This window comes from Pseudomonas sp. BF-R-19 (genome assembly GCF_019956445.1).
Taxonomy (GTDB): Bacteria; Pseudomonadota; Gammaproteobacteria; order Pseudomonadales; family Pseudomonadaceae; genus Aquipseudomonas; species Aquipseudomonas fluorescens_BH.
The window spans coordinates 80605-99247 of sequence record NZ_JAHBDN010000037.1; the positions used below are offsets into that span (position 1 = coordinate 80605).

General features: G+C 59.9%; 16 protein-coding genes and 2 pseudogenes. 10 read left to right on the plus strand and 8 right to left on the minus strand.

All coding sequences use genetic code 11. The features are described from left to right. Positions 1-91: 91 nt before the first annotated feature. The 3 genes from KGB28_RS06520 to KGB28_RS06530 all read right to left on the minus strand — a co-directional run bounded on the left by KGB28_RS06520 (position 92) and on the right by KGB28_RS06530 (position 2716). On the minus strand, positions 92-649 hold the full coding sequence (locus KGB28_RS06520) for an L-threonylcarbamoyladenylate synthase (protein WP_223443592.1): 558 nt from the start codon (positions 647-649) through the stop codon (positions 92-94). 54 nt (positions 650-703) lie between these two features. Next, positions 704-1810, minus strand: coding sequence for a DNA-processing protein DprA (gene dprA, locus KGB28_RS06525; RefSeq protein ID WP_223443595.1), 1107 nt, complete (start codon positions 1808-1810; stop codon positions 704-706). A gap of 81 nt (positions 1811-1891) precedes the next feature. Next, complete coding sequence (locus tag KGB28_RS06530) at positions 1892-2716, minus strand: peptidoglycan-binding protein (protein WP_223443598.1); 825 nt, start codon at positions 2714-2716, stop codon at positions 1892-1894. Positions 2717-2889: 173 nt separating this feature from the next. On the opposite strand from KGB28_RS06530, the gene def reads away from it, so the two are divergent. The 5 genes from def to KGB28_RS06555 all read left to right on the plus strand — a co-directional run bounded on the left by def (position 2890) and on the right by KGB28_RS06555 (position 7574). Further along, positions 2890-3396 (plus strand): peptide deformylase, encoded by a 507-nt coding sequence (gene def / locus KGB28_RS06535; RefSeq protein WP_008045730.1) that lies wholly within the window; start codon positions 2890-2892, stop codon positions 3394-3396. Between the two features lie 57 nt (positions 3397-3453). Continuing rightward, on the plus strand, positions 3454-4413 hold the full coding sequence (fmt, locus tag KGB28_RS06540) for a methionyl-tRNA formyltransferase (RefSeq protein WP_223443601.1): 960 nt from the start codon (positions 3454-3456) through the stop codon (positions 4411-4413). After that, positions 4410-5720, plus strand: coding sequence for a 16S rRNA (cytosine(967)-C(5))-methyltransferase RsmB (gene rsmB / locus KGB28_RS06545; RefSeq protein WP_223443604.1), 1311 nt, complete (start codon positions 4410-4412; stop codon positions 5718-5720). The genes fmt and rsmB overlap by 4 nt, the downstream gene beginning before the upstream one ends. A gap of 22 nt (positions 5721-5742) precedes the next feature. Then, positions 5743-7119 (plus strand): Trk system potassium transporter TrkA, encoded by a 1377-nt coding sequence (gene trkA / locus KGB28_RS06550; RefSeq protein ID WP_056726763.1) that lies wholly within the window; start codon positions 5743-5745, stop codon positions 7117-7119. Positions 7120-7256: 137 nt separating this feature from the next. Next, positions 7257-7574 (plus strand): tetratricopeptide repeat protein, encoded by a 318-nt coding sequence (locus KGB28_RS06555; protein ID WP_223443934.1) that lies wholly within the window; start codon positions 7257-7259, stop codon positions 7572-7574. Here the strand turns inward: KGB28_RS06555 and KGB28_RS06560 are convergent, their stop codons facing one another. From KGB28_RS06560 to tag, 3 genes are all read right to left on the minus strand, one after another. Beyond that, entirely contained in the window at positions 7575-7814 is a 240-nt protein-coding gene (locus KGB28_RS06560) for a PilZ domain-containing protein (protein WP_223443606.1), read from the minus strand. A 72-nt stretch (positions 7815-7886) separates the two neighbouring features. Beyond that, positions 7887-8774 carry a lysophospholipid acyltransferase gene (locus KGB28_RS06565; RefSeq protein ID WP_008045719.1) on the minus strand — a complete coding sequence of 296 codons (888 nt, stop codon included), beginning with the start codon at positions 8772-8774 and terminating at the stop codon, positions 7887-7889. A gap of 40 nt (positions 8775-8814) precedes the next feature. Beyond that, complete coding sequence (gene tag / locus KGB28_RS06570; RefSeq protein WP_223443608.1) at positions 8815-9372, minus strand: DNA-3-methyladenine glycosylase I; 558 nt, start codon at positions 9370-9372, stop codon at positions 8815-8817. A gap of 81 nt (positions 9373-9453) precedes the next feature. On the opposite strand from tag, the gene glyQ reads away from it, so the two are divergent. From glyQ to KGB28_RS06590, 4 genes are all read left to right on the plus strand, one after another. Continuing rightward, positions 9454-10407 carry a glycine--tRNA ligase subunit alpha gene (gene glyQ / locus KGB28_RS06575; RefSeq protein ID WP_025112261.1) on the plus strand — a complete coding sequence of 318 codons (954 nt, stop codon included), beginning with the start codon at positions 9454-9456 and terminating at the stop codon, positions 10405-10407. Next, positions 10404-12458 (plus strand): glycine--tRNA ligase subunit beta, encoded by a 2055-nt coding sequence (glyS, locus tag KGB28_RS06580; RefSeq protein ID WP_223443609.1) that lies wholly within the window; start codon positions 10404-10406, stop codon positions 12456-12458. Before glyQ ends, glyS begins: the two co-directional genes overlap by 4 nt. Before the next feature lie 4 nt (positions 12459-12462). Beyond that, positions 12463-13002 (plus strand): D-glycero-beta-D-manno-heptose 1,7-bisphosphate 7-phosphatase, encoded by a 540-nt coding sequence (gmhB, locus tag KGB28_RS06585; RefSeq protein ID WP_165798734.1) that lies wholly within the window; start codon positions 12463-12465, stop codon positions 13000-13002. Positions 13003-13086: 84 nt separating this feature from the next. Then, positions 13087-13866, plus strand: coding sequence for a lysophospholipid acyltransferase family protein (locus KGB28_RS06590; protein WP_150728122.1), 780 nt, complete (start codon positions 13087-13089; stop codon positions 13864-13866). Positions 13867-14082: 216 nt separating this feature from the next. On the opposite strand, the pseudogene KGB28_RS06595 reads toward KGB28_RS06590, so the two are convergent. Beyond that, positions 14083-15532 (minus strand): annotated as a pseudogene (locus KGB28_RS06595) (sensor histidine kinase). 170 nt (positions 15533-15702) lie between these two features. On the opposite strand from KGB28_RS06595, the pseudogene KGB28_RS06600 reads away from it, so the two are divergent. Next, positions 15703-16162, plus strand: a pseudogene (locus KGB28_RS06600) (winged helix-turn-helix domain-containing protein). A gap of 62 nt (positions 16163-16224) precedes the next feature. Here KGB28_RS06600 and gyrB read toward each other — a convergent pair. Further along, complete coding sequence (gene gyrB / locus KGB28_RS06605; RefSeq protein ID WP_223443611.1) at positions 16225-18642, minus strand: DNA topoisomerase (ATP-hydrolyzing) subunit B; 2418 nt, start codon at positions 18640-18642, stop codon at positions 16225-16227. Position 18643 lies beyond the last annotated feature (1 nt).

An 18643-nucleotide genomic window follows, 5' to 3' on the forward strand; every position in this document is an offset into this window, starting at 1 on the left:
CCCACAATAGATCTCCAGTGAACACAGAATTTATGTTCGACACAGATTAAATGTGGGAGCGGGCTTGCTCGCGAATGGCCTCAATGCGCTATCAGTCCGGGCGCAAAACCTTGCCGGTCGCCAGATCGCGAATCACGCTCGGGTTCTTGCGCCCGCCCAGATTGCCACCCAGCACCAGATCCACCTGGCCACGGAAGTACTGCTCGACGCGAATCCGCGTACGTGCCGCCGGGCGCCCCTGCGGGTTGGCCGACGTCGACACCAGCGGCCCGACCAGCGCACACAAGTCCCGCACCAGTGGGTGATCGCTGACTCGCAGCGCCACGGTTTCATGCACGCCGGTAATCCACTCCGGCAGCAGGTTCTGGTGCGGCACCAACCAGGTGTTCGGACCCGGCCAGGTGCTGGCCATGCGGTCCATCCACAACTCAGGGAAGTCTTCGAAAAGGAAATCGAACTGACGGATATTGTCGGCGACCAGAATCAGCCCCTTATCCACAGACCGGCCCTTGATCAGCAGCAGACGCTCCACCGCTTCCTCGTCCCAAGGGTCGCAACCCAGGCCCCAGACTGCTTCGGTTGGGTAGGCAATCACCGCCCCGGCGCGAATTGCTTGCGCGGCTTGTTGCACACGCCAACTGTTGACCATGAAAAACACTCCAGACTAAGGCTCTGCGCAGTTTACCGATCTTGTTTATAAAACCTAGCTCACCCGCGCAAACCAGCGCCCGCTTTCGCACACGGCGCGGCCATCCATTTCCAGTTCCGTCAACGCCGCGAGCACTTTCGGCAGGGCCCAGCCGCTTGCGTCTGCCAGCGCTTCACTGGTGTGAGGTGCGGCATGCAGCAACTTCAACAGAGGGTGAGTCGGTGCAGAAGTGCAGGTTTCTGTGGATAACGACAGTCGTTGCCAGCCGCGCAAGGCTTCGAGGATATGTTCGATGGTTTCCACCAGCACCGCACCGTCCCGGATCAACTGATGACAGCCGCGGGCGCCGGGGTGATGGATCGACCCGGGCATCGCAAACACCTCGCGCCCCTGTTCCGCCGCCAGCCTCGCGGTGATCAATGATCCGCTGGCGACACTGGCTTCGACCACCAGCACCCCGAGAGACAAACCACTGATGATCCGGTTGCGCCGGGGGAAGTTGCCGGCGCTGGGGCCTGCATCCAGCGGAAACTCCGAAAGCACTGCGCTGCCCGAAGCGATCATGGCGTCCGCCAGGCGTCTGTTTCGCTGTGGATAAAACTTCTCGAGCCCCGTACCGAGCACACCGACCGTTTGCCCGCCGACGTCGAGCGCGGCCTGGTGCGCGGCAGCGTCAATGCCCAGGGCCAGGCCGCTGGTAATGACAAAACCGGCACCCGCCAGGCTGCGGGAAAACGCGGCAGCGGTGTCCATCCCCGGTCGGGACGCGCGGCGGCTGCCGACCATCGCCAGTTGTGGTTTTTCCAGAATGCCCGGATCGCCCGCAACAAATAACAGCGGTGGTGCATCGCTGATTTGTGCCAGCAGGGCAGGGTAGTCCGGTTGGTCCCACATCAGTAAATGCTGGGCCGGATGCTCCAGCCAGGCCAATGCATGACTGGCGCCGTCACGGATCCCAGTGCTACGCCTGGCCTCGGAACAGGCCAGTGGCAAACCCAGCGCGCGCCAGGCACCGGCCGGTGCGCTGATCGCTTTGGACGCCGAGCCAAAGGCTTCAAGCAGCTTCTTGAACCGTGCAGGACCCAGTTCCGGCAAACGATGCAGACGTAAACGAGCTTCCAGTTCCGCGGGGGAGACCGGTGTAACGGCAGACAGCGACATGGATCATCCTTGATCGTTATGAGCATCCGTACAAAAGGGAATAAGCTGTGGATAACTCTGTTGGTAACTTGTGAAGCACTCTTACGGATTTCGCACCTTGTCCATCACCGACAGCGAGCGCGAAGCGCTGAGTACCAGCCCATAACTGAGTTTGTCGTAGGTACGGAAAACCATCAGCAGACCGGCGCGCTCATCGGGAATTTTCAACGGCTGACCGGTGATCCGGTCCCGTACGGTTTCGCCGGTTTTCATCACCGCCAGCAGATTGCCTTCGGCCAAGCCGTCGCGCAGCCCCTTGTTCAGCGTAACCACGTCCAACTCGCCGATCTGCGTGACCCCACGCGGCACATCGATGATCAAACCGCTGATTTCGTGGCTCGGTGCGCTAGGCGTGAAGGTCGAGTTGATCGCGTGCTCTTCACCGCTGAACAAGCGATCGCCGAGGCGGACTTCCTGGGTCGTGCGTTGCAACTCCAAGGTGGCGACGTCACCTTCGATCGCCACGACCTCGCCGCCGCCGATGTCGTCGGCGTTGATCCCAAGAATTTCCTTGCTCTGCGGATCGGTGTAGACCTTGCCTTGGCGGAAGATGCCATACGCCGGTTGCGCCGGATCAAAATGGCCGCGGGCAAAGATGCGGTCACCCGCGCCGCTGAGCACCCGTTCGGCATTGCCAGCGACGATATAAGGCGCTTTGTCGAAATCCTCGGCCTTGTCGACGATGCGATTACTTAGCAGAAAGCTGTTGATCGATTTCAGCGCAATGCCAGGGATAGCCTCGGTCACCGGGCTGCTTCGCACCTGAGGTGACAGCTTTATGGTGGGAATATCTTCCCGAAGTTGCACTTGCCCGTACGCCAGACCGGCCGAAGCCAGGAGCAGCAGGGCGAGTAGTGATTTCCTCATGCGGTGAATCCCTTTATTATGTGCATTCGCGTGAAACGCCAGAGCCGTCAGAGGCTCGCTCCCAGCTTGCTTATCAAGAGAAGGGAACTACGTTTTACAACGGTAGCCTGCATTTCTTCGGACCCGTCAGGCCATCGACCCGACCTTACTTCACACGTGCACTAATCAAGCTTATGGCCATTTTAAACATCCTCGAATTCCCTGATCCGCGTCTGCGCACTATCGCCAAGCCAGTGGCCGTAGTGGACGACGAAGTGCGTCAGTTGGTCGACGACATGTTTGAAACAATGTATGAAGCGCCTGGCATCGGCCTCGCCGCTACCCAGGTCAACGTGCACAAACGTATCGTCGTGATGGACCTCTCCGAAGACCGCAGCGAACCACGAGTGTTCATCAACCCCGAGTTCGAACCGCTGACCGACGAGATGGGCCAGTATCAAGAAGGCTGCCTGTCTGTGCCGGGTTTCTACGAAAACGTCGATCGCCCGCAACGGGTCAAGGTCAAGGCGCTGGACCGCGACGGCCAGCCTTACGAACTGATCGCCGAAGATTTGCTCGCCGTGTGCATCCAGCACGAATGCGACCACCTTAACGGCAAATTGTTCGTTGATTACCTGTCCACGCTCAAACGCGACCGCATCAAGAAGAAACTGGAAAAGCTTCATCGCCAGAACGCCTGATGCCCATCTTCAAAGGCTTGCTGCGGCAAGCCTTTTTCTTTTCAAGAGACGTCACCCATGACTGAGCCACTGCGCATCGTCTTTGCCGGCACCCCCGAATTCGCCGCCGAACACCTCAAGGCCCTGCTCGACAGCCCTTACGAGATCGTCGCGGTCTACACCCAACCGGATCGTCCGGCCGGTCGCGGGCAAAAACTGATGCCGAGCCCGGTCAAGCAGCTTGCTCTGGAGAACAATATCCCGGTGCTGCAACCGCCCACCTTGCGCAACGAAGATGCTCAGGCTGAACTGGCCGCGCTGAAGCCGGACTTGATGGTGGTGGTCGCCTACGGCCTGATCCTGCCGCAAGTGGTGCTGGATATTCCGCGCCTGGGTTGCATCAACAGTCACGCCTCGCTGCTGCCACGCTGGCGTGGCGCGGCGCCGATCCAGCGCGCCGTGGAAGCGGGGGACGCCGAAAGCGGCGTGACCGTGATGCGCATGGAAGCCGGCCTCGATACCGGGCCGATGCTACTCAAGGTCACCACGCCGATCAGCGCCGCAGATACCGGCGGCAGCCTGCATGATCGCCTGGCCGAAATGGGCCCGCCGGCCGTGGTCCAGGCGATTGCCGGCCTCGCCGCCGGAACCCTGGAGGGCGAAGTGCAGGACGACAGCCTCGCTACTTATGCGCACAAATTGAACAAGGACGAAGCACGCATCGACTGGAGTCGCCCGGCGGTTGAGCTGGAGCGTCTGGTCCGTGCCTTCAACCCGTGGCCGATCACCCACAGCACCTTGAACGGCGAAGCCCTGAAAGTGCTGGCCGCGAACCTTGCTGAAGGCAAAGGCGCCCCAGGCGAAATCCTCGGCGCCAGCAAGGAAGGCCTGATCGTCGCGTGCGGCGAGCAGGCCTTGTGCCTGACTCGCCTGCAATTACCCGGCGGCAAGGCGCTTAACTTCAGTGACCTGTTCAACAGCCGCCGTGAGAAATTCGCCACCGGCACTGTGCTCGGTCAAGCGGTGGACGTTCAATGAACCCACGTCTGGCCGCCGCCAAGGCACTCGCTGCCGTCCTGAACGGAAAAGCCTCGCTCAACAGTTCGCTGCCTACGCAGATGGACAAGGTCGAGGACCGTGATCGCGGTTTCACCCAGGACCTGGCGTTTGGCACCGCGCGCTGGCAGCCACGTTTGTCGGCGTTGGCGACCAAGCTGCTGCAAAAACCGTTCAAGGCCGCCGACGCCGATGTCGAGGCGCTGTTGCTGGTCGGTCTCTATCAGCTGCTCTATACCCGCGTCCCGGCCCATGCCGCCATTGGTGAAACCGTCGGTTGCGCCGACAAGCTGAAAAAACCCTGGGCCAAGGCGTTGCTCAACGCTGTGCTGCGTAATGCTCAGCGCGAAAGCGAAACGATTTTCGCCGAGTTGGAACGTGATCCGGTGGTGCGCACCGCTCACCCGCGCTGGCTGCAGAAATCCCTGAAGGCGTTCTGGCCAGAGCAATGGGAAGCCATTTGCGCGGCGAACAATGCGCATCCGCCGATGATCTTGCGGGTCAACCGTCGCCATCACACCCGCGATGTCTACCTCGGTTTGCTGACTGAGGCGGGAATCGCCGCCACAGCTTGTGTGTACAGCCGCGACGGCATCGTGCTCGACGCCGCCGCCGATGTGCGCAGCCTGCCGGGTTTCGCCGATGGCTGGATCAGTGTGCAGGACGAAGCCGCGCAACTGGCTGCCGATCTGCTCGACCTGGCCCCCGGTCAACGGGTGCTGGACGCCTGCTGCGCACCGGGCGGCAAAACCTGCCATATTCTCGAAGCCGAGCCAAAACTGGCCGGCGTCGTAGCGGTAGACCTGGAAGCCAAGCGGCTGGTGCGGGTACGGGAAAACCTCGAACGCCTGAAACTGAGCGCCGAACTGATTGCCGCCGACGGCCGCGACACTCAGGCGTGGTGGGACGGCAAGCCGTTCCAGCGCATCCTGCTGGACGCGCCATGTTCGGCCACCGGCGTGATTCGTCGTCACCCGGACATCAAGCTGACCCGCCAACCCGACGACATCGCCGCGCTGGCGCTGCTGCAGGGCGAGTTGCTCGATGCAATGTGGAAAACCCTGGAGGTTGGCGGCATCCTGCTGTACGCCACCTGTTCAACGCTGCCGACCGAAAACACCGAAGTCATCGAAGCCTTCCTCGCCCGCACGCCGGGTGCCCGGGAACTGGACCTCGCCACGGCGGCCGGCATCAAGCAGCCCCATGGTCGCCAGTTGCTGGCCCAGGAAGGTGGTCACGATGGCTTCTACTACGCCAAGCTGATCAAGATCGCCGCCGCGCGCGGTTAAATGGATTCAATGGAGTGACTGGATGAAAATCATCATCCTCGGTGCAGGGCAGGTCGGCGGTTCGCTGGCGGAACACCTGGCCAGCGAAGCCAACGATATTACTGTGGTCGACACTGATGGCGAGCGCCTGCGCGACCTCGGTGACCGCCTGGACATCCGCACGGTACAAGGTCGTGGCTCGTTCCCGACCGTGTTGCGCCAGGCCGGAGCGGATGACGCCGACATGCTGGTCGCGGTGACCAACAGCGACGAAACCAATATGGTCGCCTGCCAGGTCGCCCACACCTTGTTCCATACCCCGACCAAAATCGCCCGGGTTCGCGAAGCCGCGTACCTGACCCGCGAAGAGCAGTTGTTCCAGAACGAAGCGATTCCGGTGGACGTGCTGATCAGCCCGGAACAAGTGGTCACCAACTACATCAAGCGCCTGATCCAGCATCCCGGTGCCTTGCAGGTGATCGACTTCGCCGAAGGCAAGGCGCAACTGGTGGCGGTGCGGGCGTACTACGGCGGGCCGCTGGTGGGCCAGCAACTGCGGCAGTTGCGCGAGCACATGCCGAACGTGGAAACCCGCGTCGCGGCGATTTTCCGTCGTGACCGGCCGATCCTGCCCCAGGGCGACACAGTGATCGAGGCCGACGACGAAGTATTTTTCATCGCTGCCAAGGCGAACATTCGTGCGGTGATGAGCGAAATGCGCCGTCTCGACGAAACCTATAAACGCATCGTCATCGCCGGTGGCGGGCAGATCGGCGAGCGTCTGGCCGAGGCCATCGAAAGCCGTTATCAGGTGAAAATCATCGAGATGAACCCGGCACGCTGCCGTCATCTCTCCGACACACTGGACAGCACGGTGGTGTTGCAGGGCAGTGCTTCGGACCGCGACCTGCTGATGGAAGAGAACATCGCCGACGCCGACCTGTTCCTGGCCCTGACCAACGACGACGAAGCCAACATCATGTCGTCGCTGCTGGCCAAACGCCTGGGCGCAAAGAAGGTGATGACCATCATCAACAACCCGGCCTATGTCGATCTGATCCAGGGCGGCGACATCGACATCGCCATCAGCCCGCAACTGGCGACCATCGGCACCTTGCTGGCCCACGTACGCCGGGGCGACATCGTTAGCGTGCACTCACTGCGTAGGGGTGCGGCAGAAGCCATCGAGGCGATCGCCCATGGCGATGCGAAATCGAGCAAGGTGATCGGCAAGGCCATCGAGAACATCGGCCTGCCGCCGGGCACCACCATTGGTGCGATTATCCGCGACGAAGAAGTGATCATCGCCCACGACAACACCGTGATCGAAGCGGGCGACCATGTGATTCTGTTCCTTGTGGATAAAAAGCATATTCGCGATGTGGAGAAATTGTTCCATGTGGGGTTGAGCTTCTTCTGATCCGGATTTTGCAGGGGCGGACCTGGCCCCTTCGCGAGCAAGCCCGCTCCCACAGGGACCAATGTGGGAGCGGGCTTGCTCGCGAATGCGGTCTCACGCCAACAAATCAACCGCTGACACAGCGCAAAAGGAATCCACTGATGATCGAATCCCTGGAAAAAATGCTCGCCAAGGGTGTGGATAATTCATTGCTACGCTTCGGCCTGGGCAAGGGCTATCTGGATCTGGGGGAAAACGCCAAGGCTGCGGAGCATTTCCAACGCTGCGTCGAATTCGATCCGAAGTATTCGGCGGCGTGGAAACTACTGGGCAAGGCCCATCTGGCGCTGGCGGACTTTACGGCCGCGCGGCAGGCCTGGGAGCAAGGCCTGGAAGCCGCTCGCGGCCATGGCGACAAGCAGGCAGAGAAGGAAATGACGGTGTTCCTGAAGAAGCTTGACCGTCAGGCGCACTGATCAGAGATAACGCAAACCGATGCCCTCGGCATCCACCAGCACCACTTCCATGCGCACCCGCGGCGCGCCTGTGGGTAAGCCCTGCACCTGACCGTAAACCACCGCACCTTTGGGCAAAGTCGACAACCCCGGATGCTTGACGTAGACACCCGTGGTCGACAGGTTGCGCGTCTGCCCCAGGCAATCGCCAAAGCTTTCGTGACTGATCTTGATGCGCAATGACTTGCGGTGTTCGGACATCTTCTGCGCCCTTGAGTGAACGGTTGTGGATAACCCCAAGTCCGGGGTTATCCACAGATCATACCAATCGATTCAATACCAACGCTCTTCACCCGGTGGGCGCTTCTTGAAGCGTTTCATGCTCCACATGTACTGGCTCGGGTACGCCCGCACGTAGCGCTCGACCACCTGGCTCATGGCCGCACAGGACTGCGCGGTATCGGTGCTGTACATGGCCTCGGGCGCCGCTTCCAGAATGACCTTGTAGCCGGAACCGTCCGGCAGGCGCAGCGCATGCAGGAACACGCCGACCGCTTTGCCGCCCGCGAGCATGTTCGGCACAAACTTGCTGGTCAGCGCCTGGGTGGCGAAGAACGGCACGAAGATCCCGGCGGATTCGGACGGTTCCGGGTCAGCGGGAATGCCCACTGCACCACCTTTGCGCACTTCCTTGATGACGCTGAGGATGCCTTCTTTTGTGGAAGCGGCGACCTTGTTGCCCAACTGCACCCGCTGCTTTTGCAGCAACTCATCCACCGCCTTCAACTTCGGCGGGCGGTAGAAAATGATCGGTTTGCACTGGCTGCAATAGAAGTGGTTCAGCACTTCCCAGTTGCCCAGGTGGCTGGTGATGCCGACCACGCCTTTGCCGGAGGCGAGGGCGTCCTTCAATATGTCGAGGCCCTCGACCTCGCGCACCAGGTCGATGGAGCGCTGGGCCGGCCAGATCCAGGCGCAGGCGCTTTCGGTCAGGGACTTGCCGATGTCTTTCAGGCTCTGGCCCACCAGGCGTTCACGCTCGGCAGGGTCCATGTCCGGAAAGCACTTGGACAGATTGATCCGTACCACGTCGCGGGAACGGTTCGGGGTTTTCCACATGACCCAGCCAATCGCCGAGCCCACGGCCTGCACGGCCCGCCACGGAAGCAGGGCAAACAGCCGCAGAGCGCCTACCAGCAAGGCGCCTTTCAACTTATCCACAGGTCACTCCTGATTTTGTGCTGTGCGCGAGGCGGCCATTCTAACCGCCGTTCGCCAACTGCGCGTAGCGGTCGCAGTCCCGGGTGTGATCCATGACCATGCCCGAGGCCTGCATCAGCGCGTAGCAAATGGTCGGCCCGACGAACGTGAAACCAGCCTTTTTCAAGCCTTTGCTCATTTCCACGGCGGTCGGCGTCACGGCCGGGACTTCGCTGCGATCCTTGAAATGATTGATCACAGGCACGCCACCGACGAACGACCAGAGAAACTCCACCGGATCCTCCAGCGCCAGCCAGGCCTGGGCATTGCGCCGGGCCGCGTTGAGCTTGAGGCGGTTGCGGATGATCCCCGGATCGAGCATCAACTCGTCGATTTCGGCATCGCTCATCTGCGCCACGCGCTGGACATCAAACCCGAACATCACCTGGCGATAATGCTCGCGTTTGCGCAACACAGTGATCCAGGACAGCCCGGCCTGGAACCCTTCGAGCAAAAGCAACTCGAACAAACCCTGCGCATCGCGTAGCGGCGTGCCCCACTCCTGATCGTGATATGCCATGTACAGCGGATCTTCGGAACACCAAAAGCAGCGTGGCATAAGGCTCCAGGGGGCGTGCGCAGCAATGAATCGGGTATACTCCCGCTCTTTAAATCGCAGCCCAAGAAACAGGTGAATTTCGTGAGCCAGCCTACGCCAGCCGTGCGTACCTTCCAAGACTTGATCCTCGCCCTCCAGCAATACTGGGCCGAGCAAGGTTGTGTGGTACTTCAGCCCTACGATATGGAAGTAGGCGCCGGCACTTTCCACACCGCAACGTTCCTGCGCGCCATCGGCCCGGAAACCTGGAACGCTGCCTACGTGCAGCCAAGCCGCCGTCCGACTGACGGCCGCTACGGCGAAAACCCGAACCGTCTGCAGCACTACTACCAGTTCCAGGTGGTCCTGAAGCCGAACCCGGACAACTTCCAGGAACTGTACCTGGGCTCCCTCAAGCACGTCGGCCTGGACCCGCTGGTCCACGACATCCGCTTCGTCGAAGACAACTGGGAATCGCCGACCCTCGGCGCCTGGGGTCTGGGCTGGGAAGTCTGGCTCAACGGCATGGAAGTGACCCAGTTCACCTACTTCCAGCAAGCGGGCGGCATCGAGTGCTACCCGGTGACCGGCGAGATCACCTACGGTCTCGAGCGTCTGGCCATGTACCTGCAAGGCGTGGACTCGGTCTACGACCTGGTCTGGGCTGACGGCCCGATGGGCAAAGTGACCTACGGCGACGTGTTCCACCAGAACGAAGTGGAGCAGTCCACTTACAACTTCGAACACGCCAACGTCGACAAACTGTTCGAACTGTTCGATTTCTACGAAAGCGAAGCCAAGCGCCTGATCGAACTCGACCAGCCGCTGCCGTTGCCGAGCTACGAAATGGTGTTGAAGGCTTCCCATACCTTCAACCTGCTGGATGCGCGCCGGGCGATCTCGGTGACCGCGCGTCAGCAATACATCCTGCGTGTACGCACCCTGGCGCGTTCCGTTGCGCAAGCCTACCTGCTGGCTCGCGCCAAGCTGGGCTTCCCGATGGCGACCCCGGACCTGCGTGATGAAGTACTGGCCAAGCTGGAGGCTGCACAATGAGTGCTCTGGATTTTCTGGTTGAACTGGGCACTGAAGAACTGCCACCCAAAGCCCTGAACACCCTGGCCGAGGCGTTCCTCGCCGGTATCGACAAAGGCCTGCAAGCTGCCGGCCTGAACTACGAGAGCAAAACCGTCTACGCCGCCCCGCGCCGTCTGGCCGTGCTGATCACCGCACTGGCCACCCAGCAGCCGGATCGCAGCATCAACCTCGACGGCCCGCCACGTCAGGCCGCGTTCGATGCCGAAGGCAACCCGACCCAAGCGGCACTGGGCTTTGCCAAGAAGTGCGGCGTCGACCTGAGCGAAATCGATCAGAGCGGCCCCAAACTGCGCTACAGCCAGAGCATCGCCGGCAAGGCGACCGCGAGCCTGCTGCCGACCATCGTCGAAGATTCCCTGAACGACCTGCCGATCCCGAAACGCATGCGTTGGGGCGCGCGCAAGGAAGAATTCGTTCGTCCGACCCAGTGGCTGGTGATGCTGCTCGGTGACCAGGTCATCGATTGCACCATCCTCGCCCAGAAGGCCGGCCGCGACTCCCGTGGTCACCGCTTCCATCACCCGGAAAACGTGCGCATCGGTTCGCCGTCCAGCTACCTGGCCGACCTGCGTGCCGCCTACGTTCTGGCCGACGCCAACGAGCGTCGCGAGATCATCAGCAAGCGCACCGAAGAGCTGGCCACCCGTCAGGAAGGCACGGCAATCGTTCCGCCAGCCCTGCTCGATGAAGTGACCGCGCTGGTCGAATGGCCGGTGCCACTGGTGTGCTCGTTCGAGGAACGCTTCCTCGACGTGCCGCAGGAAGCCCTGATCACCACCATGCAGGACAACCAGAAGTATTTCTGCCTGCTGGATGCCGACGGCAAGTTGCTGCCACGTTTCATTACCGTGGCCAACATCGAGAGCAAAGACCCGCAGCAGATCATCGCCGGTAACGAGAAAGTGGTTCGCCCACGTCTGACCGACGCCGAGTTCTTCTTCAAGCAAGACAAGAAGCAGAAGCTCGAAGACTTCAACCTGCGCCTGCAAAACGTGGTGTTCCAGGAAAAACTCGGCAGTGTCTACGACAAGGCCGAGCGCGTTTCCAAGCTCGCCGCGTTCATCGCTCAGCGCATCGGCGGCAACGCTGCGTGGGCAGCCCGTGCAGGCCTGCTGTCGAAGTGCGACCTGTCGACCGAGATGGTCGGCGAGTTCCCGGAGATGCAAGGTGTCGCCGGTTACTACTACGCCCTCAACGACGGCGAGCCGGAAGATGTCGCACTGGCGCTGAACGAGCAGTACATGCCGCGCGGTGCTGGCGCTGAGCTGCCGAGCACCCTGACCGGTGCAGCCGTCGCTATCGCTGACAAGCTGGACACCCTGGTCGGAATCTTTGGCATCGGCATGCTGCCAACCGGCAGCAAAGACCCGTACGCCCTGCGCCGTGCCGCACTGGGCGTGTTGCGTATCCTGATCGAGAAGCAACTGGATCTGGACCTGAACGACGCCGTGGCCTTCGCCGTGAATGCATTCGGGACCAAGGTCAAGGCTGCCGGCCTGAACGAATCGGTGCTGGAGTTCATCTTCGACCGCCTGCGTGCCCGTTACGAAGACGAAGGTGTCGATGTTGCGACCTACCTGTCGGTACGTGCCCTGAAGCCGGGTTCGGCCCTGGACTTCGACCAGCGCGTGCAAGCGGTACAGGCCTTCCGCAAACTGCCGGAAGCCGCCGCCCTGGCCGCCGTGAACAAGCGCGTGTCGAACCTGCTGAGCAAGGTCGAAGGCTCCGTTCCGACAGTCGTGGAAGCCAAGTACTTCGACAACGCCAACGAGTTCTCCCTGTACTCGGCGATCCAGCAGGCTGACCAGGCTGTACAGCCAATGGCCGCCTCGCGTCAGTACAGCGAATCCCTGGCACGCCTGGCTGCACTGCGCGAGCCGGTGGATGCGTTCTTCGAAGCCGTGATGGTCAACGCGGAGGACGCAAAAGTCCGCGCCAACCGTTATGCGTTGCTGGCGCGTCTGCGTGGTTTGTTCCTCGGCGTTGCCGACATTTCGCTGCTGGGTTGAGGGATTGCTGTTGAAACTGCTGATACTCGATCGGGACGGGGTGATCAATTACGACTCCGACGCTTATATCAAGTCGGTGGAGGAGTGGATTCCACTCCCCGGTTCGATCGAAGCCATCGCGCAGTTGAGCAAGGCCGGCTGGACGGTAGCGGTCGCTACCAACCAGTCGGGCATCGCTCGCGGCTATTACGACCTTGCCACCCTGGATGCCATGCACGAGCGCTTGCGCGCGCTGGTGGCGGAGCAGGGCGGTGAGGTCGGGCTGATCGTCTACTGCCCGCACGGGCCGGACGAAGGCTGCGATTGCCGCAAGCCGAAACCCGGGATGTTGAAAACCATCGCCGCTCATTACAACGTGTCGCTGACCAATCTCTGGTTCGTCGGCGACAGCCTTGGTGACCTGGAAGCCGCCAAAGCCGTCGATTCACAGCCAGTTTTGGTAAAGACCGGGAAAGGCGAAAAGACTTTGGGTAAAACCCTTCCGGTTGGCACATTGATTTTTGACGATCTGGCGGCGATTGCCGCAGAACTTATCCACAATTAGAGTGCTTCTGATATTTCCTGATAAAGGATTGATCAGGAGTGCGCTTTATACAGGCGGGTATTGCCCGCAACGGTAAACGTCACCATGTCGATACTGCAGGCCATCAGAACCTTCCTCTTTTACCTGCTGCTGGGCACCAGCTCCTTGCTGTGGTGCAGCTTGAGTTTTTTTATCGCGCCGTTTCTGCCCTTCAAGGCACGTTACCGCTTTATCAACGTGTATTGGTGCCGCTGCGCCTTGTGGCTGAGCAAAGTGTTCCTGGGCATTCGCTACGAAGTGAAGGGTGCCGAGAACGTACCTGAACGGCCTTGCGTCATTCAGTCAAACCACCAGAGCACCTGGGAGACGTTCTTTCTCTCGGCCTACTTCTCGCCGCTGAGCCAGGTGCTCAAACGTGAATTGCTCTATGTGCCGTTCTTCGGTTGGGCCATGGCCATGCTGCGACCGATCGCCATCGATCGCGGCAACCCGAAAGCCGCGCTCAAGCATGTGGCGCAAAAAGGTGATGAGTTGCTCAAGGACAATGTCTGGGTGCTGATCTTCCCCGAAGGTACGCGCGTTCCTTTCGGCACCGTCGGAAAGTTCTCGCGCGGTGGCAGCGCCTTGGCGGTCAACGCCGAATTGCCGGTGCTGCCGATTGCGCACAACGCAGGCAAGTTCTGGCCGAAAACCGGTTGGGCGAAGAAGCAGGGCGTCATCACTGTGATCATTGGCGAGCCGATGTATGCCGCAGGCACCGGACCGCGAGCCATTGCCGAATTGAACGACCGGGTTCAGGCGTGGAACGAGCAGATGCAACGGGAAATGGGCTCGCTACCACCGGCTCCGCAAGCGCCGGTTTCAAACGATCAGGTGGCTGTCTGAGATTCTGTGGATAACCTGTGTACCGTTTCATTGAAAAACGTCGTTATTTGTACGTAACTTTATGATTTTTTTACATATTTCTCAGAGAGATAAAAACCATAAAAGCGTGCATAAGTTTTTTTCGGACGTAAAAAAACCGGCTGATATAGCCGGTTTTTTTATGCCCGGAACAATCGCAGACTGTCGACATGTCAGGTCGACCTGAATCGCTCGCTTTCATTCTGTAAACAGCGGAAATTGCAGCCTGAATGTCGTGCCCCCGCCCCATCTCGCTCTGACACTCGATTCGCCCGCCGTGCCGATCCACTACGGCTTTGACCATCGATAATCCCAACCCCACGCCATCGATACCCTGTGCGGAAGAAAAACGCCGGTATTGGCTGAACAGTTCGGGTAACTCCGCAGCAGCAATGCCTTTGCCCTGATCGATGAGCTCACAGATCAGCCAGCCGTCACGTTGACTGACGCGCAAACGGATGCGAGTACCTGAAACACTGTACTTGATGGCATTTTCCAGCAGATTGAACAACGCCCGGGTCAGCAGCGCCTGATCGAACACATCCAGCACCAGCATCGCAAATAGGCTCGGCTGAAACTGATAAGCCTCGGACTCGGCCCTCGCCAGTTGAATGAAACCGTCAGTCAATTCCAGGGCCCGGCGTACCTGTAGCTCGATTTGATCAAAGAGTTGCGAATCACCGCCCACCTGATGACGATGGACGTCGAGCAACGCGAGGATGGCCGAGTGAGGCGCCCGCAGGTCGTGAGACAGGAACCGCAACAGGACCGCGCGCTGTTTCTCCGCATCGCGCTCCACACTCAAATCAGTCAGGTTCCATCGCCAGCCGACCGGAATATCACCGTCTACCGGCAAAAACCCGGCACGCTCCAGACGCAAGCTGCGTTCCTTCAGGTCGCGAAACTCCAGCAGCGGCAGTGTCGACAAAGACGAGCCCGGCCCACGGCTCATATCCGGATAACCGAGCTGTTTAAGTCGCCCGAGCACATCATCGCCGACCAGATCCCCGCCAAACAGGTCGCGAGCCTTGCGGTTGCCGAGCAGAATTTGCCCCTGGGGATCGCTGATCAACGTGGCCACCGGCAAGTACTCCAGGCCATCGGCGATGAATCGGTGGGTATCGCGGGTCAGGCTCATGGCTTGCTCCAGCGCCATGATCTGCTTCTGTAAACGGTCGCCACCGGGATACTGGGCACGACGGCGCTCCGGAAACACTTTCGGCTCGCTGTCCTGCCGCGCCAATTCCCAACCGAAATAGGTCAGCACTACACTGAGGCGCCGCCAGTTCCAGATCAGATAACCAAACAGCATCCCCAGCACCGCAGGCGTCGGTGACCACCACCAGCGCTTGAACTCTGCAAGGCCGGCACTGGTCAGCAACGCACAAGCCATCCCCGTGAGCGTCAGCCAGAGCGCCAGGCGCGGGCGCCACAGCAATAACCCGAGTACACACATCACCAGACCAAGGGAAAGCCATGCGCTAAAGACTGGGGATGCATCGCCCAAGTTGATTTTCGCGCGTTAGGACAGCAACGTCGTCAGCGGCAAAAGCACAAGGCTTATCCACAACCACTCGCGCACCAATTGCCGAAACAATCGCTGTACCTGGCTTGGCTCTCGGCTTTCACGGCGGCGTTGGTCAAACATGGCCAACAGGGCAGGGCGGGGTGAATGGCCTCATGATTCCTACGTCTTAGGTGTCGACTCAAAGAATCATAGCGGACGCCGCGACCAACGGCGGGCCGCTTGCTTTCACTGTATCGATTGAGCCGCTATCGTCGATAAAGAGCTGCCCATGCGACAAGGAATCACCCTGTATGCGCGTTGCGATTCTGGACGATGAGCCCGCCGAACTGCGCCGGGTCGAACAAACCCTGCAACAGATGGCCGAAGCCGGAGAGCAGCCGTGGTCGCTGTACAGCTTCGAACGGGGCGAAGACCTGCTACGCCAACTGCGTCGGGAAACCTTCGACCTGCTGATCCTCGACTGGCAACTGCCCGACCTCACGGGCTTGTCATTGCTGCTCTGGACCCGCGAACACATGGAAGCGCCGCCTGGCGCATTGCCTGTTCAGCAACCTCGGTCGTCCGCTGTCGCGGGATTACCTGTACAAACGATTCTGGCCCCATGAAGAATTGTCGTCGTCACGGCCGCTGGACACTCACATCTATCGTCTGCGCAACAAGCTTGGCCTGACGGCGGATCGCGGTTGGCAGTTGCTGACGATTTATGGGTATGGATATCGGTTGGAAAGTGTGGCGTCGGCGAGCGACTGAAACTCAGGCAATAAAAAAGGCCAATGCAAATGCATTGGCCTTTTCGTTGGCATCGACCGGGATCAGAAGTCCAGGTTGGACACCGCCAAGGCGTTGCTTTCGATGAAGTCACGACGTGGTTCGACCGCATCACCCATCAGGGTGTTGAAGATCTGGTCTGCGCCAATGGCGTCTTCGATGGTCACTTTGAGCATCCGACGCTGGCTTGGGTCCATGGTGGTTTCCCACAGCTGATCCGGGTTCATTTCGCCCAGACCTTTGTATCGCTGGATGGTGTGACGCTTGGTGCTTTCAGCCATCAGCCATTCAAGGGCTTCCTTGAACTCGGTCACCGGCTTCTTGCGCTCGCCACGCTGGATGTACGCGCCGTCGTCCAGCAGGGTGCTCAGTTGAGCGCCTAGCGAAACGACAGTCTTGTAATCGTTACTGCCGAAGAAGTCGCGGTTGAAGGTGACGTAGTTCGACAGGCCGTGGGAGATCAGTTCGACCTCTGGCAGCCACACGCCACGCTCACGGTCTTCACGCAGGCTGGCTTTGTAAACCAGGCCGGACTTCTCGACGGTGCGCAAGCGAACTTCGTACTGAGCCAGCCAATCCTGCATCGCTGCGTGATCGGACAGTTGCTCCATGCTCACCGCTGGCAGGTAGATGAAGTGCTCAGTCAGCTCCTGTGGGTACAGGCGCGACAGACGCTTGAGGGTCTTCATCACCAGACGGAAGTCATTCACCAGACGCTCAAGCGCTTCACCGGAGATGCCAGGTGCTTCTTCGTTCAGGTGCAGGCTCGCATCTTCCAGGGCCGACTGCGTCATGTACTCTTCCATGGCGTCGTCGTCTTTGATGTATTGCTCTTGCTTGCCTTTCTTCACTTTGTACAGCGGTGGCTGAGCGATGTAGATGTAGCCGCGTTCGATCAGCTCCGGCAACTGACGGAAGAAGAAGGTCAGCAGCAGGGTACGGATGTGCGAACCGTCGACGTCAGCATCGGTCATGATGATGATGTTGTGGTAACGCAGCTTGTCGATGTTGTACTCGTCGCGGCCGATGCCGCAGCCCAGCGCGGTGATCAAGGTGCCCACTTCTTGCGAAGAGATCATCTTGTCAAAACGCGCCTTCTCGACGTTCAGGATCTTGCCCTTCAGCGGCAGGATGGCCTGGGTCCGACGGTTACGCCCCTGCTTGGCGGAACCGCCAGCAGAGTCACCTTCCACGAGATACAGTTCGGAAAGGGCAGGGTCTTTTTCCTGGCAGTCAGCCAGTTTGCCCGGCAGCCCGGCGATATCCAGCGCGCCTTTACGACGGGTCATCTCACGGGCTTTACGCGCCGCTTCACGAGCACGGGCCGCGTCGATCATCTTGCCGACGACCAGTTTGGCTTCGTTCGGGTTTTCCAGCAGGAAGTCGGAGAAGTACTTGCCCATTTCCTGTTCGACCGCGGTCTTCACTTCGGAAGAAACCAGCTTGTCTTTGGTCTGGGAGCTGAACTTCGGATCCGGTACTTTCACCGAAATGATCGCGGTCAGGCCTTCACGGGCATCGTCACCGGTGGTGGCGACCTTGTGCTTCTTCGCCAGACCTTCGGCTTCGATGTAGGTATTCAGGTTACGCGTCAGTGCGGAACGGAAACCCACCAGGTGAGTACCGCCATCGCGCTGTGGAATGTTGTTGGTGAAACACAACAGGTTCTCGTTGAAGCTGTCGTTCCACTGCAGGGCGATTTCCACGCCGATGCCGTCTTCGCGCTGAATGTTGAAGTGAAACACCTGGTTGACCGCAGTCTTGTTGGTGTTCAGGTATTCAACAAACGCTCGCAGGCCGCCTTCGTACTTGAACAACTCTTCCTTGCCGCTGCGCTCATCCTTGAGGACGATGCCGACACCGGAGTTGAGGAAGGACAGTTCACGAATCCGCTTGGCCAGGATGTCCCAGCTGAAGTGGATGTTCTTGAACGTCTCGGCCGATGGCTTGAAGTGAATCTGGGTGCCGGTGGTTTCACTCTCACCAACGATTTTCATCGGCTCTTGTGGAACACCGTGGACGTAAGTCTGTTCCCAGATTTTGCCGCTGCGGCGAACGGTCAGGACCAGTTCTTTGGACAGTGCGTTCACCACCGACACACCTACACCGTGCAGGCCACCGGATACTTTGTAGGAGTTGTCGTCGAACTTACCGCCGGCATGCAGTACGGTCATGATGACCTCGGCTGCCGAAACACCTTCTTCTTTGTGCACGTCTACCGGGATGCCACGACCGTTGTCACGAACGGTGATGGACTCATCCGGGTGAATGATGATGCTGATGTCGTCGCAGTGGCCGGCGAGAGCTTCGTCGATCGAGTTATCGACCACTTCGAACACCATGTGGTGCAGACCGCTGCCATCGTCGGTGTCACCAATGTACATACCGGGACGTTTGCGTACGGCATCCAGGCCTTTCAGCACTTTAATGCTCGTTGAGTCGTACGTATTTTCTTCGCTCAAT

What these genes read in the sequence shown, in the direction of transcription:
- glyS (WP_223443609.1), top strand. Translation starts at nt 10,404, where the DNA reads ATGAGTGCTCTGGATTTTCTGGTTGAACTGGGCACTGAAGAACTGCCA.
- trkA (WP_056726763.1), top strand. Translation starts at nt 5,743, where the DNA reads ATGAAAATCATCATCCTCGGTGCAGGGCAGGTCGGCGGTTCGCTGGCG.
- KGB28_RS06520 (WP_223443592.1), bottom strand. Translation starts at nt 649, where the DNA reads ATGGTCAACAGTTGGCGTGTGCAACAAGCCGCGCAAGCAATTCGCGCC.
- KGB28_RS06560 (WP_223443606.1), bottom strand. Translation starts at nt 7,814, where the DNA reads ATGTCCGAACACCGCAAGTCATTGCGCATCAAGATCAGTCACGAAAGC.
- rsmB (WP_223443604.1), top strand. Translation starts at nt 4,410, where the DNA reads ATGAACCCACGTCTGGCCGCCGCCAAGGCACTCGCTGCCGTCCTGAAC.
- KGB28_RS06530 (WP_223443598.1), bottom strand. Translation starts at nt 2,716, where the DNA reads ATGAGGAAATCACTACTCGCCCTGCTGCTCCTGGCTTCGGCCGGTCTG.
- fmt (WP_223443601.1), top strand. Translation starts at nt 3,454, where the DNA reads ATGACTGAGCCACTGCGCATCGTCTTTGCCGGCACCCCCGAATTCGCC.
- def (WP_008045730.1), top strand. Translation starts at nt 2,890, where the DNA reads ATGGCCATTTTAAACATCCTCGAATTCCCTGATCCGCGTCTGCGCACT.
- KGB28_RS06590 (WP_150728122.1), top strand. Translation starts at nt 13,087, where the DNA reads ATGTCGATACTGCAGGCCATCAGAACCTTCCTCTTTTACCTGCTGCTG.
- dprA (WP_223443595.1), bottom strand. Translation starts at nt 1,810, where the DNA reads ATGTCGCTGTCTGCCGTTACACCGGTCTCCCCCGCGGAACTGGAAGCT.
- tag (WP_223443608.1), bottom strand. Translation starts at nt 9,372, where the DNA reads ATGCCACGCTGCTTTTGGTGTTCCGAAGATCCGCTGTACATGGCATAT.